Origin of the sequence: Prevotella merdae, assembly GCF_900290275.1 — a bacterium.
GTDB lineage: Bacteria > Bacteroidota > Bacteroidia > Bacteroidales > Bacteroidaceae > Prevotella > Prevotella merdae.
The window spans coordinates 107,214-123,184 of record NZ_LT985323.1 but is presented as its reverse complement, the minus strand read 5'-3'; the positions used below and the strand labels follow the sequence as shown (position 1 = coordinate 123,184).

The 15,971-nt window shown below is 43.7% G+C and carries 17 protein-coding genes and 1 pseudogene; 5 read left to right on the top strand and 13 right to left on the bottom strand.

From position 1 onward, the window contains the following. Positions 1-96: 96 nt before the first annotated feature. The 5 genes and pseudogenes from C9991_RS00455 to C9991_RS00435 form a co-directional block, all read right to left on the bottom strand. Positions 97-291: pseudogene (locus C9991_RS00455) on the bottom strand (HAD family hydrolase); the annotation flags it as partial. Between the two features lie 99 nt (positions 292-390). After that, positions 391-924, bottom strand: a complete 534-nt coding sequence (locus C9991_RS00450; protein WP_106810693.1) for an MBL fold metallo-hydrolase — start codon at positions 922-924, stop codon at positions 391-393. A gap of 48 nt (positions 925-972) precedes the next feature. After that, complete coding sequence (locus C9991_RS00445) at positions 973-1,230, bottom strand: hypothetical protein (RefSeq protein ID WP_106810692.1); 258 nt, start codon at positions 1,228-1,230, stop codon at positions 973-975. A 71-nt stretch (positions 1,231-1,301) separates the two neighbouring features. After that, positions 1,302-2,174: an AraC family transcriptional regulator gene (locus tag C9991_RS00440; RefSeq protein ID WP_106810691.1), complete on the bottom strand. Its 873-nt coding sequence runs from the start codon at positions 2,172-2,174 to the stop codon at positions 1,302-1,304. 201 nt (positions 2,175-2,375) lie between these two features. Next, the gene (locus tag C9991_RS00435; protein WP_232823254.1) at positions 2,376-3,005 is read right to left on the bottom strand and encodes an SDR family NAD(P)-dependent oxidoreductase; all 630 of its coding nucleotides are present in this window, start codon (positions 3,003-3,005) and stop codon (positions 2,376-2,378) included. Positions 3,006-3,178: 173 nt separating this feature from the next. Between C9991_RS00435 and C9991_RS00430 the strand changes: the two genes are divergently transcribed. From C9991_RS00430 to C9991_RS00415, 4 genes are read left to right on the top strand one after another with little or no spacing between them, the layout of a single operon-like run. Continuing rightward, positions 3,179-3,673, top strand: a complete 495-nt coding sequence (locus C9991_RS00430; RefSeq protein WP_106810689.1) for an RNA polymerase sigma factor — start codon at positions 3,179-3,181, stop codon at positions 3,671-3,673. Next, complete coding sequence (locus tag C9991_RS00425) at positions 3,670-4,407, top strand: PG0215 family putative anti-sigma factor (protein WP_106810688.1); 738 nt, start codon at positions 3,670-3,672, stop codon at positions 4,405-4,407. Before C9991_RS00430 ends, C9991_RS00425 begins: the two co-directional genes overlap by 4 nt. A 49-nt stretch (positions 4,408-4,456) precedes the next feature. Beyond that, the gene (locus C9991_RS00420) at positions 4,457-5,146 is read left to right on the top strand and encodes a hypothetical protein (protein WP_106810687.1); all 690 of its coding nucleotides are present in this window, start codon (positions 4,457-4,459) and stop codon (positions 5,144-5,146) included. Between the two features lie 43 nt (positions 5,147-5,189). Next, positions 5,190-5,954, top strand: coding sequence for a TlpA family protein disulfide reductase (locus C9991_RS00415; RefSeq protein WP_106810686.1), 765 nt, complete (start codon positions 5,190-5,192; stop codon positions 5,952-5,954). Positions 5,955-6,032: 78 nt separating this feature from the next. Here the strand turns inward: C9991_RS00415 and C9991_RS00410 are convergent, their stop codons facing one another. From C9991_RS00410 to C9991_RS00375, 8 genes are all read right to left on the bottom strand, one after another. Next, a complete protein-coding gene (locus tag C9991_RS00410; RefSeq protein WP_106810685.1) occupies positions 6,033-6,488 on the bottom strand; it encodes a copper resistance protein NlpE in 456 nt (151 codons plus the stop codon). A gap of 50 nt (positions 6,489-6,538) precedes the next feature. Then, positions 6,539-7,048, bottom strand: a complete 510-nt coding sequence (locus C9991_RS00405) for a thioredoxin family protein (RefSeq protein ID WP_106810684.1) — start codon at positions 7,046-7,048, stop codon at positions 6,539-6,541. 11 nt (positions 7,049-7,059) lie between these two features. Beyond that, positions 7,060-7,569 carry a nitroreductase family protein gene (locus C9991_RS00400; RefSeq protein WP_106810683.1) on the bottom strand — a complete coding sequence of 170 codons (510 nt, stop codon included), beginning with the start codon at positions 7,567-7,569 and terminating at the stop codon, positions 7,060-7,062. 190 nt (positions 7,570-7,759) lie between these two features. Further along, positions 7,760-8,683, bottom strand: a complete 924-nt coding sequence (locus C9991_RS00395; RefSeq protein WP_106810682.1) for a DUF4249 family protein — start codon at positions 8,681-8,683, stop codon at positions 7,760-7,762. A gap of 44 nt (positions 8,684-8,727) precedes the next feature. After that, entirely contained in the window at positions 8,728-11,376 is a 2,649-nt protein-coding gene (locus C9991_RS00390; protein WP_106810681.1) for a TonB-dependent receptor, read from the bottom strand. Further along, complete coding sequence (locus C9991_RS00385; RefSeq protein ID WP_106810680.1) at positions 11,373-11,846, bottom strand: FecR domain-containing protein; 474 nt, start codon at positions 11,844-11,846, stop codon at positions 11,373-11,375. The genes C9991_RS00390 and C9991_RS00385 overlap by 4 nt, the downstream gene beginning before the upstream one ends. Before the next feature lie 41 nt (positions 11,847-11,887). After that, entirely contained in the window at positions 11,888-12,391 is a 504-nt protein-coding gene (locus C9991_RS00380) for an RNA polymerase sigma-70 factor (protein WP_106810679.1), read from the bottom strand. A 9-nt stretch (positions 12,392-12,400) separates the two neighbouring features. Then, complete coding sequence (locus C9991_RS00375; RefSeq protein ID WP_106810678.1) at positions 12,401-12,994, bottom strand: porin family protein; 594 nt, start codon at positions 12,992-12,994, stop codon at positions 12,401-12,403. A 284-nt stretch (positions 12,995-13,278) separates the two neighbouring features. Here C9991_RS00375 and C9991_RS00370 point away from each other — a divergent pair, with 284 nt between their 5' ends. After that, positions 13,279-15,753, top strand: a complete 2,475-nt coding sequence (locus C9991_RS00370; RefSeq protein ID WP_106810677.1) for a bifunctional UDP-N-acetylmuramoyl-tripeptide:D-alanyl-D-alanine ligase/alanine racemase — start codon at positions 13,279-13,281, stop codon at positions 15,751-15,753. The last annotated feature ends 218 nt before the right edge of the window (positions 15,754-15,971 follow it).

The window sequence follows — 15,971 nt, the reverse complement described above, 5'->3', positions numbered from 1 at the left end:
TAATATACAGTAAGAGAATTTATCGCTTCCAAAGCGACTCAATAGTTTATTCAAAATTGGTCATTAGAAAAATCTTCTTGTCATTTTTCTAATGACCGATATATAGCCATCGACCAAGTGTTTTATTTCTTCAATATTGTTTATAAGCCCGTATGGGCGTCCTGTCGCAATGTATATGCCGGCCCCCTTTTCTTTCGCAAGCGTCAATCCATATATGGCAGACTCTGGAATTTTGTGGTTTGTGAAACTCACGAGCGTACCGTCAATGTCAAAAAATAGAAATCTTTTTATTCTTTATGCCTTTCATTAAATGAAGCGTAGGTGTGTCAAAATAGAACTTCCTATAACTCCCATTTTGACACACCCTCATTCCACTATCCAAATCAAATGTTATTTACTCAAGGAAATAATCTCTCCGTCTTCAGGAATGAGCAATTTATCATTTCCTATTTTCATTCTCTTCGCCTCTTTCCGTAAAACAGCTCTGGTGGTAAGGCAATGATCCACAGCATCCATGTGTACGGCAATGATTTTCGCGTTGCCGCTTTCTTGTATCAATGCCATGACCTGCCGTTCGTCCATGATGATGGGCGTAGCGTCGTAACCGCCGGGCATTACGGCTCCGCCGGAATTAACCACGATATAGTCAGGATTATATCTTACGATATTGTCGGCAATACCTTGTGTCCAAACTCCATCACCGATTATATAAACGGTAGGATGTCCGGAGGCCTTCAGGACAAACCCCGAAGCGTCTCCCATGTTTTTCAGCATGCGGCCAGTGCCGTGTTGCGCATCCGTGCGAATGATCGTGATACCGTCATATACCACACTGTCGGCAATGGCTTCGGCATTCCAGAAGTTGCAGTTAAGAAAGTATTGTTCATCGGCTTGTTGTCCGAACAATTTCAGCGACTTATCCAATACAGCCGCTGCCGTTGGGTCAAAATGGTCAACGTGAGCGTGGGTAACCTATATGAGGTCAAGCCCCTTGGTGATTTCGTCTACTTTCATTGGCAATTCCACCATCGGTGTTTTTACTTTGCCTCTCACGCTTCCTAATGCGCCCTTAGGTGAAAGCATCGGGTCGAGCAGAATATGATGCCTGGCATAGTCAATAAGCAGGGTTGCATTTCTAACTAACTGAATTTGGGATTCTGCAGCATTTCCGCGCGCATAGACGCACAGAAACAGACTGATAAACAGAAGAGTTGTTGTAATTCGTTTCATTGTCTCAAATTTTAAGTTTTAATTTCGCTGCAAAATTAATACATTTGAGACAGAAAGGCACTACCATAGATTTACGGAATACTACCATTTTGATAACCGCTTACGAATTCACATACAGTTTGTCCTGTCTGCGACTTGAAGAAACGCATCATGTGGTTCGGCTCCGAGAAATGAAGCGAGAAAGCCACTTCCTTAACCGACAAACCGGAAAACAACAAACGGCTTTTGATTTCTTCCGTCATACGATACCTTATCATATCCGACACCGTTGTTCCGAACTGTTCCTTGACGGTTTTATTCAGGCAAATCCTGCTCACCCCCGTCATTTCGGCGTAATCGTTAACGGTAAGATTATCGGCAATATGTTTTTCCAGAAGCTGTTTGAACTTATAGGCATAATTGTTTTTAGGTGCACCGAAAGGTAGAGCGTATTCCTTGGCGTATGCCCGGTTGAGTTTTATCAGCAGGCTGTACAGGGAGGACAGTAGCATGTGATAGCTGTCTGCCACTGGATGTACCTGTTCATACGCCATTTCGTCAATATAATCTGCGTACCGACACATTTCGTCGGCAGCTATCTCCAACAACGGCGGACAGGCAGTTTGATAACAATACAACAGGCGGTAAACGAAATATTTGTCGGAAATCAGGTTATTGATAAACTCCTCTTGAAAAATGACGAACTTGAAATCAAGGGCATCTTCATCCACCTCCCATTTTTGCCGTTGAAAAGGAGATATGAAAAGAATTGTATTGTCATGTATAGGTATTGTCCTGTCACCAAGAAGAATCCTCCCGTTACCTTTCAGGAAAAAGAATATCTCAAAAAAGTCTGACTTGAAAGGAGCGACATCGGAAATGTTGCCTTTCAAATCTTTTTTGGGACCGACTTTCATCAGAAAATCAACTCCGCATTCTGTTTTGCTAAATTCAATCAATTTCATAATCAAATACCTTTGGATTCCACAAAGTTACCAAAACTATATTGAACACTACTTGCATAGACTATATTTATTTGATTGTTTAACGAACATCTGAAATTTGATATACCAGAAAATCCAATCCACGCTGCTAATTTTACACAGTCCATAAACCCGTGAATGAGATATTGACGATGACAATTTAATGGTACCAGAGGTCTTGGATTACAATCGCTTAAAAATACTAAATGGCAAATTTTTGTAGATGAAAGCAAGGATATGCCATCGTTTTGTGACATAGACTTTGGACTTCTTTTTGTGAATGGCTGAAATGATTTGATTAGATACTTTTTCAACTGGCATAACCCAAAACAGACCTTCTCCCTTTGCCATGGCTGTGTCAACAAGACCTGGCCTGATGTCTGTTACGGTTATACGACCACCGTTCTTGAAAGCCTTTTTCCGAATTGCTTCCATATAATTTATTTGGTAAGCTTTAGTTGCACTATAGGCAGGTGCTGCTAGTTCGCCTCGCAATCCGCCAACAGAACTTATAGCTACAAGATGACCAAAACCTTGTTGCTCAAAAATGCAATACAATTTATCAATAACATAAGTCCAACCTACAACATTAGTATCTATTGTAGGACGCTCAATTGCATAGTCAAGTGTGGTATTAATGTCACCAACGCCTGCACACATGATGACAAGATCAAAGTGTGTTAACTCTTTGTGAAGTGTATTAATCGCCTGTTCAATCTCTTCTAAGTTTGCAACATCTGCTTTTGCAATAATAGTTTTGGATGGGTATTGTCGACTTAATTTATTAAGTAGGTTTGCTCGACGTCCTACGATACCGATACGATTATCTACATTGGCATATATCGGAATATCTTGAGGGGATTCTATGTGAAATTACAAATAAATGGCTGTACTTACAACAAAATCTCCTGTTTTTATTAGTTTTGCGTAGCGAAATAATAACTCTTGTGTTATTATTAATGTAAAAACAAATAGAAAGAAATGACGTGGAAATACAAGAGTTTGTGAATGGTGCAGAGAGTCTGCGCGATGGTTTGCTCAAGCAGGCTATGCACTATCTTGGTAATGGCTCTGACGCTGAGGATGCTGTTCAGGAAACTCTCTTGAAACTGTGGACTGTACGTGAGCGTATAGCGGATGCTACAAAGATGCAGCACATGGCTTCGGTTGTGTGTAGAAACGTGTCGCTTAACATGCTTCGTGACGCAAGATGTAATGTGCAGATAGATAAGGTTGGATATATGGCTAATGCTGACAATCCGCATAACCAACTGGAAATTAAAGAGAGTGACCGTATGCTGAAACAGAGTATCAGAGCACTTAGCGACAGGCATCGTGCCATTATACGGATGCGCAACGTCGAGAATATGCCGTATGCAGATATTGCACGTATAATTGGTACTACGGAAAGCTCGGTGCGTGGAATGATAAGCAAGGCACGAATGGAACTTATTAAGAATCTTAAAAAGGCAAAACAATGAAATACTCAAGAGAATATATAGAACGACTGTTGGGCAAGTTTGTTGATGGTCTGACTACTGAACTTGAGGAACAGCAGCTTGCAGAATACTTCGATACAGCTGATGATATTCCTACGGAATGGCAAGTATATAAGGAGATGTTTAGTAGCTTCAAGACTGATAATTACAACTTCAGCAATGCGGAACTTGATGCAATGCTCACATCTGATGTGGCTGTTGAACCCTCTGCAGCGCATATACTGCCAAAACATACATCACATGTATGGCGTTGGTTGGCTGTTGCGGCATGTGCAGCAGTAGTAGTGGCATTTGTTGCTATCCAACCATGGACAGCTTTTACAGACAATACTTCTGCTGTAGACAAAATTGTTGCTGTAGAAAAGCCTAAAAAGGCAGACGTGGTAAAATATGATGTGGACATAGTCAAGACACAAGATACTGACGCAATAGAAAAATCTACAGAGGAAAAGGTTGATAATAACACTCAAAGTAAGACTCAATCCAAGCGATTGACCAAAAAGCGATTGCCTACAGTCGAACCAAGTGTAGTCAATAGGGTTGATAATATCATCGCTACGGTAACATTACCAAACGAACAGGTGGAAAGCTATGAGATAAGAAAAGTGGGTGAGGCAAACATTGTAACCAAATGTTATGATGATGGAACGTCTGCCTCCTTCATTGTCTCATGTTCTGACGATGAGTTGAGCAGTCAGTTTATTGCACTCAATTAAAACCTTTAGCTCTCGATAGAAATAATAAACAACTTAAAATATTATACTTATGAAAAAGTTTTTTGTCCTTACATTTATTGCGCTCTTTGTGGCAGCAGCATCGTATGCGCAAGAAAACGTCTTTATCATTAATGGCGAGAAGATAGAGAATTTCGACGGTTCGCAACTCACGGGAAAGAAAATCTTGTTGTTTAATGTGATAAAAGACGACAAAGGGGATGTTTACAGTATACATACTGATGAAATATTGCCTGATAGTCTGAGAAACCGACCGTATAAAGTTTCTACCGAATTTCATTACATCACAAAGGATACTTTGGCAAATGGAAACAATATAAATAAGTCGGAAAAGGCAGGTAAGAGAGAGGTGGAAGTGACAAAGTTTGACGTGCTTAATTCCAAGCCATTGATTATTCTGGATGGTAAGGAATACACTGGGTCTATCAACGATATCAAGTCTGGCGACATAAATTCAATAAATGTGTACAAGCCAGGGTCGGACGTAGCCAACGCCTATGGAGAGAAAGGGAAGAATGGTGTGCTGAAAATCTTCACCAAGGCAAGCAAGGAGAACATATTGTATGTAGTAGATGGCAAGTCAGCAACGTCTCAGGAAGTGAAAGACATTGCACCATCGAAAATATCAAACATCGTTATATTGAAGCGTGGTTCAAAGGCAGCTATGGAGCATGGGGAAATTGGCAAGACGCATGATATCTGTATTATCAAGACAAAGTGATGCTTGCTATAATGAATGGTAGGATATAAAACACAATCAACGTATGAAAAAGATTTTGTTACTGCTGGGTTTGTTGTTGTGTGTCGCATCTCAGATGATAGCACAGGACAAGATAGTGCCAATGTATAGAATTGGAGGCCATTATTTCTCTAAGGAATTGCCGATGGATGAGGCTTTTAAGATTAGCAGTTCGATAATGGCTCTTGCTGATAAGGACGGAAATAGGGTTGTAAATCTCTTTGTAGGCGACGACTTCAAGGTGCCGCAGTCGATAAAGAAGTATGAAATTCCTTTTGAAAATGTGCTTAATGGTGAGCAACTTGAGGAAGGAGCGCAGAACTTTGCCAAGATGAGAAAGCTTATCAATTCAACTGATGTAGAGAAGTTTGTTGTTGGCAAGGCTCTTCCGGATGATTTCTCTGAGAAAGATATTAACGGCAAGACATGGACTAAGGATGGATTGAAAGGTCATGTTACGGTTGTAAATGTGTGGTATTCTGGTTGCGGACCGTGCCGTAGGGAGATGCCAATCCTATCGACGTGGAAAGACAAATATCCTGATGTGCAGTTCGTTTCAGCCAATTTCGAGAATGTCGACAAGGTGAAGCAAATCACGGAGAAGGAAGGTTTCAATTGGACACACATTGCCAATGACACGTATTTCACCAAAAGAGTGGGCAATGAGGGCTATCCATTGACCATTGTTGTAGATAAGGATGGCATTGTAAGATATTGCAAGCATGGCGCTAATGATAATGTCAGCAGTGAGATATTGCAATTGATAGATGCTTTAGTTGGTCATAGTTGAGGCTTAAGTAGAAAGAAAAACGGGAACAGCGAATGATAGGAGTTCGCTGTTCCCGTTTGTTATTAATAAATGTAGCTTTTACTTCTTTGTCAGCACGTACAGCTTAGCCATTTCGCCTTCAGCCTCATTGCCAAGCGAGTCGGTCATAACGATGCTCTTGCTGTCCTTAACCTTATAGAATGTATGCTCGCCGCTTGATGGACGTACAAGCATCAAGACATTGCCGCTGAGCACTTGCAGTACACCGCTTGCCTCATCGTGTCCGTCCTTACGGTCTATATAGTCCTGCTTTATTTCATAAGTGCTGTCAGCATTGATAGTGAGAACAGTCTTTATTCCCGGGCAGTCGGCAGCAGGCAATGTGCCTTCGTAAGTGCCGGCAACAGTAGTTAGGTCAACATTCTCGCCAGTAGCTGTTGTATCAGTTACGCTTGTTGAATCGTTGTTTGCGTCATTCTGTGCTGTCTTCTTACCATTGCAAGAAACCATAACTGCTGCAGCCATTACTGCAACATAAATAAAAATTCTTTTCATACTTATTAGTGTTTTGTTGTTATTATCCTTTATTTCTCTTTACTTATAGCTTATTTCTTGTTTTCTACAGCAGCCGGAGTCCAGTTATTGAAGAATCTTAGCACCTTCTTTTCGCTGTAGCTCTTTTCTTTCTCAAGAAAACTTGAGTCTTGTGTGTGCAACACCTTGCCGTTGGCATCAAGCACAACGAATACGGGGAAACCGAATCGGGCTGGATTGTCAAGACGTTGCATAAGCTTGGCAGCCTTCTTTGCTGCTTCTTCGCCACCAGCCTTGCGTGGATTATAGTTTACGTGTATGTAAACAAAGTTGTCATTAATAACTTTGTTTACTGCTTGGTTCTTTTCGGCAAAGTCGGCAAAGCGCAGACACCATGGACACCAGTTGCCACCTACTTGGCATACTACATATTTGCCTTCGGCCTTAGCATTGACAAGAGCCTTGTCAATCTGTTCCATTGGGTCGATGTTCTCATTATATACCTTCTTCAATGCGGTCTGAGCCGTGATAGTCATCATGGTCGTTACCATGAGAATCGCTGTTATTAATAATCTCTTCATTTGTTTTCTATTTATATTTCTTCTACAATCTCCTCCATTGCCTTGCGCTTTTTCTCTGCGTGTGGGCAATCCTCGGCTATGTGTCCAATGGGGATTATGGCAACAGTTTCAAAGTCGTCGCTATGGAATTGTTTACTCATAACATTAGTGTCGTAGTTGCATACCCAGCAAGTACCCAGTCCAGGTTCGGTAGCAGCAAGGCACAGGTGTTCTACAGCTATAGCAACATCTATATCGCCATGAGGTTTGTCGTCGTAACGGCGTGTCCAACATTCCTTATTATTTTTCATGCACACGATATATAGTGGGGCTGTGCGAAACCATTCACGGTCGTATGCAAGCCACAGCTTCTTTCTTGCTTCCTCGCTGCGTACAATTACAAACTTCCATGGCTGGCGGTTTACAGCTGATGGTGCAAGACGTACACATTCGAGTATATAGTCTAAGTCGGCTTGGCTTACAGGCTCGGCTGTATATTTGCGTGCCGAGAATCGCTGTTGTGATAGTTCTAGAATATTCATTTTTATATATTGTTACGAAATAATATAGTTGAGCATTATCTTCAAACTCTTGTCATATTTTTTTCTGTCTTCTACGCTCAATGCTGATATATCCCCAGTCCGAGAATGGGTTGATGAATCTTGGCATAGGCTTTTTTGTTTTTTGCAAATTTAGATAAAAGAATTCGGTTAAGCAAATAATTGTAGAGTTTTAATTGTTGCTATATTTAAGCCAGTTGCCCACTACCTCCGCATAGGCTCCTATACATCCGTAGCCTCCGTGTACGTTTGTGTATGTGGAATAGGCAAAGGCCAGTCCGTATTTGCCAAGGTCGTTGTTGCTTATATCGTTTAGCGAGCGCAGCATAGAGTTGTATTCGGTTGACAGGGCAAATAGGTGCGGACGATATATAATGCTCTCGCTAAGCCAAGTCTCCACGTATAGGTGCATTGAGGCTTTGCCGTTGTTGAAGGATGTATTATCAAAATTGTATATGTTGCGGTAGAAGTTGCTGTCCCAGTCGCTTAGGTCGATGTCGGTATTAGACGAGTTGCCCAGCAATGGTTCGGCAGCTACTAATAGTGGCATATAGTTGTTTATGTCGTATGGATTTTCTTTATATTTGCCTTCAATGCAAACTGCATAATATGGTGTCGACATATTGTCTATCATATTCAGACGAACCACAGGATAGTTGCTGCCTTTGAATGACGATGTTTCAAGCCATACGTTTTCTATTGTTGGCTTTTGAGGTATCACGGTACTGCCGTAAGCTTCTTGAAAATCAGTAGCTTTCACCTTTATGTCTATCCGGTCGCCATAGCTGTGAGTGCCTATTGCGGCAAATCGCATAATGGGTATACTGTTGTCTATAATGCTGTCGCCAAGCGGTATTATTCGGTCTGCAATGCCGTTGGTAGTGCAGCTTAGGCTCTGTATATTTATTGTAGGCATCTTTCCACTAATGGGGTAGGTGGCCGATATGGTTATGTCAATGGTGTCGCCTTTGGTAGGAAAGGCGTATACAACCAGCTTGCTGGGGTTGTGGGTCAGCTGGTCAAGGCTCACGTTGTCGCTACAGGCAGTAGCGACAAACGTAATGAGCGTAAGTATGATATTTATTGCTTTTGTCATATACTATTTTTATCTGTGCCGTTATACTTCAGTATCCACAGTTTTTAGAATTTCAGCGTATAGCTTACAGATGGAATAATCGGTATGTAGCCATGGCTCTTTATCTGGAACTTATTGTTATCGTCGAGTCTCACCTTTACATACATGGTGTTAAGGTGGCAATAGGCATTGTACAGACTTACGTTCCATATTCCCTCCTTTCCGTGGCGTGTGGTGTGGCGGAAGTTTGCTCCTATGTCCATACGGTGATAAGCAGGTAGGCTGAAGTTGTTAGGACGGTCAAATATATAGTCGTAGCTATACTTGTTGTCGCCTGGAATATTTGGCTGAATAGTGTATCCCACAGGCATTGTAACACGGTTGCCGCTGTGGCAAGTCCATGCGGCGTATAACGATATGCGCTGTGAGAAGTCGTGGCTTAGCGAGATGTTTATCTTGTGACGGTTGTCAAACTGGTCGTCAAACCACGTTGGATATATATCCTTAAACAGTCTCTTGCTCCACGACAGGGTATAAGCCATCGACATTGTAGTGCTGCCAGTGGTATAAGTAGCATCGGCTTCCATGCCGTAACTCTTGCCTTTTCCATCTGCCACATCGCGGTTCCACGTAGCTGCAGACGGTTGAAATCCCATCCAATGACGGTATTGCAGCAGATGTGACGAAAGCTTGTAGTAGGCTTCAAGCGATAGCGTGAGGTGTGTAGATGGCTGTGTGTATATGCCGGCAGCTATTTGGTGCGACATAGTTGGCTTTATCTCATTGGTTGTGGGCACCCAAAAGTCGGTTGGCAATTCCAGAAAACTACTTGCCATACGGTGTATGCTCTGCGACATGTGTGTGTATGACATCTTGAAGGATGTGCTGTTTGCAAGTTGCCATTTAAATGCAAAACGCGGGTCGAGCATCAGGTATGTGCGTCCGTTCACCATAGTGGCGGTAAAACTTGTGCCTATGTTGGCAGACAGAAACTTGTTTATCCTCATCTCGTCTTCGGCATACACTACAGCCTCATGCGACACTATGTTTACACGCGAGCGTATATCTGTAGTGTCGCATCCCTCTTGCGGGTCGCCGTAATAGAATGCTTGCCGCTTGGTTTGTGGACGAAACTGGTGGCGTGTAAATGCTATGCCGAAGTGGATGTGCTGCCTGTCTGTAGGTTGCCAACTGAAATTGGCGTGTGCCGCAACGTCTATCATCTCTGTGCTGTTTAGACGTGTGTCGAGATAGTTGCGAAGATGTCCGCCCTTATCTACTATTTCATAGTCCTCCTCACTATACTTCTGTCGTGAGTGGCTGTATGTTGCGGTTAGCATTGAGGCCATAGACATAGTGGGCGACAGCATAAAGTCGCCGCCTATCGTACCGCTCAAGTTGCCCCAAGTCATACGGTTCTCTGTATCGTTTACGTTGTCTCCCCACATACTCTTGTCGTCTACCCGATAGCTATCGTAGCCCGAATACACACTTGTCCAAATTGTGGCCTTGTTGTTTATATGATGTGTAAGCTTGGCATTGAAGTCGTGAAACATATAGTCCAAGGTGTACTTGTCGTCGTTGCCTTTATTGGCTATGGCGCATACAGGGCGTAGCAGCAGGTCTATCCAGCTGCGTCTAAGCGATACATTGAACGATGTGCGGTTCTTACTTATCGGGCCTTCCACCTGTATGCGTCCGTCTAGCAAGCCAAGCGAAGCCGTTCCGTGCACTTGTTCCATATTGCCATCGCGTGTGCGCACATCGGTAATAGACGATACACGACCTGAGTAGCGTGCCGGAAAACCACTCTTATAGAAATCCACATTCTTTATAATGTCCGAGTTGAAAGCCGAGAACAGTCCCAGCGAATGATTGGTTTGGTAGAGTGGGGTACCGTCAAGCAGAAACAGATTCTCGTCGCTCCCTCCACCGTGTACATACATGCCCGACACAAAGTCAACACCAGATGTTACACCCGATATACGCTGTATTGTTTTCACGAGGTCGGGCGATGACAGTAAGGCAAATCCGTTGTTTATGTCTTTGGATGTAAATGTGCGCTTGCCTGTTTGTGTGGTAAGTACGGGCGAGTTCATGTCCTCAGTCACCACCACTTCTTTTAGCTCCACGGCTTGCTTAAGCCTGAAGTTGTGCGAAATGTCCGAATGCATATTCACCACAATTGTGTCGGCATCGCATCCTATGCTTGATACGCGCACCACGTGATGTCCTTCGGCAAGGTGCATAATATATCTGCCACGACCATCCGATAGTGTGCCGTCCTTGGATGTAAGGTCGAAAACGGTAGCGTTGACAATAGGTTCGCCATGAGTGTCGGTTATGCGTCCGTTTATTGTGAATGTGGTTTTTCTCTCTTTTATTTCTGCTGTTTGCTGTAGAGATGCAGTTGTCTGTCGCAGCATAACGTTGCGGTTGTGCATCTTGTATTCTATACCAATATGTCCGAAAAGTGCATTGAGAGCCTTGTCTATTGACAAGTGGCTTAGGTCTGTACCAGTATACGGCATGTCAAGACGCAATGCCGAATTGTATACAAAGTGAATGCCATGCTGCTTTTGCAAGCGTTGCATCTCTGTAAGGACGGTGCGTTTTGCGGTGGAAATCTCTCTATATGTAGGCGCGGCTTTAGATGAGGGAGAGACAACAAACAGAGTAGTTAGAATGAGAAACAGATAGCTGTATGTTTTCATTTTCGCTCAATCTTTATGCCCAACGTTGTTTCGAGCACCTCTATTGCATCCTCCACCTTCGATGCTTCTATTTCTCCAGTAACACTCTTTGTGGTGTCGCTTGCATAGAGATTGATGTTATAGTGTCGCGACAATTCGCCAAGCACCTGGTTTATAGGTGTGTGGTCAAATCTGAAAACGTCTGTAGTGTCGCATTCCTCATAATCCTCTATCACATAAGCTGTATCTACAGGTATTGGCTTTGATATAGGCTTTTGTGGCAACATATAGTTGTGATAGCCTATTATTCCGGCAGCTACGGCAATGCCTACTGCCAATATTATAGATGCGGCAACGGCTATCTTGCGTCGGTTGCTTGTGTCTACTCCTCTCATCGCCTTGAAGCGCTGCCATGCACGCTTTGTATCTAGACAATTGGGCTTATAGTGTTTTACAACAAAACGCAGTTCATCGTCATTTATATTGTTCATAATTCTTACCTTATTATATATGTGTTTCGTGCTCCTTAATGTTACAATTGTAACAACAGTAGGTATATCGCCTTGGCCCGTCCACGCAATGTGGCGTAAGCCTTGTGCATGTGTGCCTCAACCGTCTTTATGCTTATGCCGAGTGTTGATGCAATGTCGCTGTTGCGTTTGCCGTCGCGCTTGCTCATAAGGAATACGCGGCGGCACATAGTGGGCAGACTGTCTATTTCTGCCCACAGGCGTGCTTCGCGTTCGCTTTGCTCTTGCAGGTCGGTATCGTCTGCGGGCAGGTTGGCAAGCGATACGTCTGTGTATGTAGCATTGTGGTAGGGGTTGCGTTGCACATAATCGAGAGAGGAGTTGCGCACCATACTATATAGATAGCTTTTAGGTGCGGCAAACTCTTCGCCGCCATCTGTCTTCTCTGCAAAACGCACAAAGCAGTCCATTACCACATCCTCGGCTGTGTCGATATCGCCTATAAAGTGTACGGCATATAGACATAGGGCGCGATAGTATTGGCGGAATAGTTGTTCAATACTCATATATGTTTGTTAGAATGTAACGCCTACACCAAACGACAACGAATGGCGTGTTGAGTTGCTCTTGTAGAATATTGGCATCTGGGTGTCGGCGTTGATGTATCCATAGTATATGTCACGGAAGTCCTTATAATCGTATGCCACCTGGAAGTTCAGCCCAAAGTTCTTTGCCAAGTTAACCGTGTATCCCACACCAAGTTTTCCTGTAAAACCTTTATAGAAGTCGCCAAACGATGGGGCTATGGCATAGCCCAAGTCGGTAAAGGCATAGGCTCCCGCAAGTTTCTTTAAAGGCTTGTATCTTAGTGTGGCATATATAGGCATGGTATTGTAGTCGTCGTTGGTATAGCGGTCAAGTCCGATGCCTCCGCCAACCGACCATTTCTCTGCCACATCATAGCGTGCTCCTAGGCGCAGCGAATGACCTCCCATGTCGTAGTCGCTACGTCCATAGGTATGTCCAAACTTTTTTATAGACAGACCTAAATTGTAATGATAGTCGAGATCTACATGAAACTTCGACTGTGCCATTGTAGGCACCATTGATGCGCCGCTCAATGCTATGCAGAGCGACATCTTGAGCAGGCTGTTACCGATTCTCTTCATTTTCTTGTTCTTGTATTATTTTGTATATGTTTTGCCGTCTGTTTCGTTGACGGTTCACCACTAAGACGCCAATCATGGACAAAACCCTTAGTCGTGATGTAATAAAAATTTGGCCATCGCATAAAAAGGCGCGATATCATACCTATATAAATATGGCCGCAAAGATACAAAAGTAGTGGTGATTAAGAATAAAATCATTGAAAAAATAGAGAAAAAACTTTTGTTCTGCCTTTATGTGCGAGAAAATAAGTAAGTTTGCACATTAATTTCAATATATCGGAATAATGACTTACACTATCGAAAAAGTTACAACTCTTATAGGTTCCCACCGATTTGGCACTGCTGATGCCAACATAGGGTTCCTGCTTACCGACAGCCGCTCTCTCTGCTTTGCCGAGGAGACATTGTTCTTCGCCTTGAAGTCGGGACGTGGTGACGGTCATAATTATATTTCCGACCTCTACCGCCGTGGTGTGCGCAACTTTGTGGTAGAGGATGTTCCTGCCGACTATGCAACCGCATATGCCGACGCCAATTTCCTAAAAGTAGAGAACTCGCTTGTTGCATTGCAGCGACTTGCCGAGCGACACCGCGACGAGTATAATATACCAGTAGTTGGCATAACAGGCTCGAATGGCAAGACCATTGTTAAGGAATGGCTGTACCAGCTTATGTCGCCAGAGATGAATGTAACACGTTCGCCTCGCAGCTATAATTCGCAGATTGGTGTGCCTCTATCGGTATGGCTACTTAACGAACAGAGCCAAGTGGGCGTGTTCGAGGCTGGTATAAGCGAGCCTGGAGAGATGCTTGCGTTGCGCGACATTATACAGCCTACCATTGCTGTGCTTACTTTCATAGGCGATGCTCATCAGAAAAACTTTGCATCGCTCGAGGAGAAATGCCGCGAAAAGATAATTCTATTCCACGATGCCAAGACCATTGTCTACTGCAAGGACGACACTTTGGTAGACAATGTGGTAAAGAGCTTCGACTATAAGGGCGAGAATCTTTCGTGGTCGATGAAGGATCCTGAGGCTGCGCTGTATGTAAAACAGGTGGATAAGAACGGTCTAACATCTACTATACATTATATATATAAGGGTGAGGAGGGCGAGTATGAGCTGCCTTTCATCGACGAGGCTTCTGTGCGCAACTCTGCCACAACGGCTGTAGTGGCGCTGTATTTAGGTCTGTCAAAGGAGCATCTTGCCGAACGTATGAAGAATCTTGAGCCTGTGGCTATGCGCCTTGAGGTAAAGGAGGGTCAGCATGGATGTACACTTATCAACGACTCGTACAACTCGGACATCAACTCGCTTGACATTGCGCTCGACTTTATGAGTCGCCGACCAGACCATAAGGGTCTTGGCCGAACGCTTATATTAAGCGACATCTATCAAACAGGCGAGCCTTTGGAGCAGCTTTATACCAGCGTTTCAAACCTCTCGCTAAAGCGTGGAGTGAATAAGATTATAGGCATAGGTCCGCAGATTATGGCTCATGCCGACATTATAAAGGTGCCAGAGAAGTTCTTCTTCCACGACGTAACGTCGTTCATACACAGCACGGTGTTCGAGAATCTTAGGGACGAGGTTATTCTGATTAAGGGCGCACGACGTTTCGGTTTCGACAACATCACAGAGCTGTTGGTAAAGAAGGTACATGAGACGATACTTGAGGTTAACCTATCCAACGTGGTTAAGAACCTAAACTTCTATCGCTCGTTTATGAAACCCGAGACCAGGCTTGTATGTATGATTAAGGCAGACGCTTATGGAGCCGGAGCGGTAGAGATAGCAAAGACGCTGCAAGACCATCGTGTGGACTATCTTGCCGTGGCTGTGGCAGACGAGGGCGTAACCTTAAGAAAGAATGGTATAACATCCAACATAATGATAATGAATCCAGAGATGTCGGCGTTCAAGACTATGTTCGACTATGACCTGGAACCTGAGGTGTACTCATTCCGCTTGCTCGACGCTCTGGTGCGTGAGGCTCAGAAGAATGGTATAAGCAACTTCCCCGTGCATATCAAGCTCGATACCGGTATGCACCGCCTTGGCTTCGACCCGTTGAAGGATATGCCAGAGCTTATTGACCGACTAAAACATCAGTCGGCCGTTATTCCACGCTCGGTGTTCTCGCATTTCGTAGGCAGCGACAGCGATTCGTTCGACGAGTTCTCTGCTCATCAGTTCGAACTCTTTGATAAGGGCAGCAAGCAACTGTGTGAGGCTTTCCCACACAAGATATTGCGACATATCGACAATTCGGCTGGCATTGAGCACTTCCCTGAACGACAGCTCGATATGTGCCGATTGGGATTGGGACTGTATGGATACGACTCTCGCGACAACTCTATGATAAATAACGTGACAACGCTGAAGACTACAATCCTGCAGATTCACGATATTCCGGCCAATGAGACCATAGGATACAGCCGCCGCGGAACTTTGACACGCGACTCGCGTATTGCTGCTATTCCTATAGGTTATGCCGATGGACTGAACAGACATCTCGGCAACCGCCACTGCTATTGCCTTGTCAACGGCAAGAAAGCCGAGTATGTGGGCAATATCTGCATGGATGTTGCGATGATTGACGTTACTGATATCGACTGCAAAGAGGGCGATCAGGTTGTTCTATTTGGCGAGGAATTGCCAGTTACAGTGCTGTCTGATGCTATAGACACAATACCGTATGAGGTGCTTACTGGCATCAGCAACCGCGTAAAGAGAGTCTATTATCAAGACTAAAATATAGCATTCATAAAAATCTTGAAAGTGAAATGCCCCGAATGGCAGGATGTTCCAACTCCTTACCATTCGGGGCATTATTATGCGGTATTAGTCTCTTTTAAAAGTAATATATATTACTTTGCCATTTAATATAATATACTTTGCCATTTAATATAATATACTTTGCCATTTAATATAATATACTTGCCCATTTAGTATATAGTTCCTACAGAACT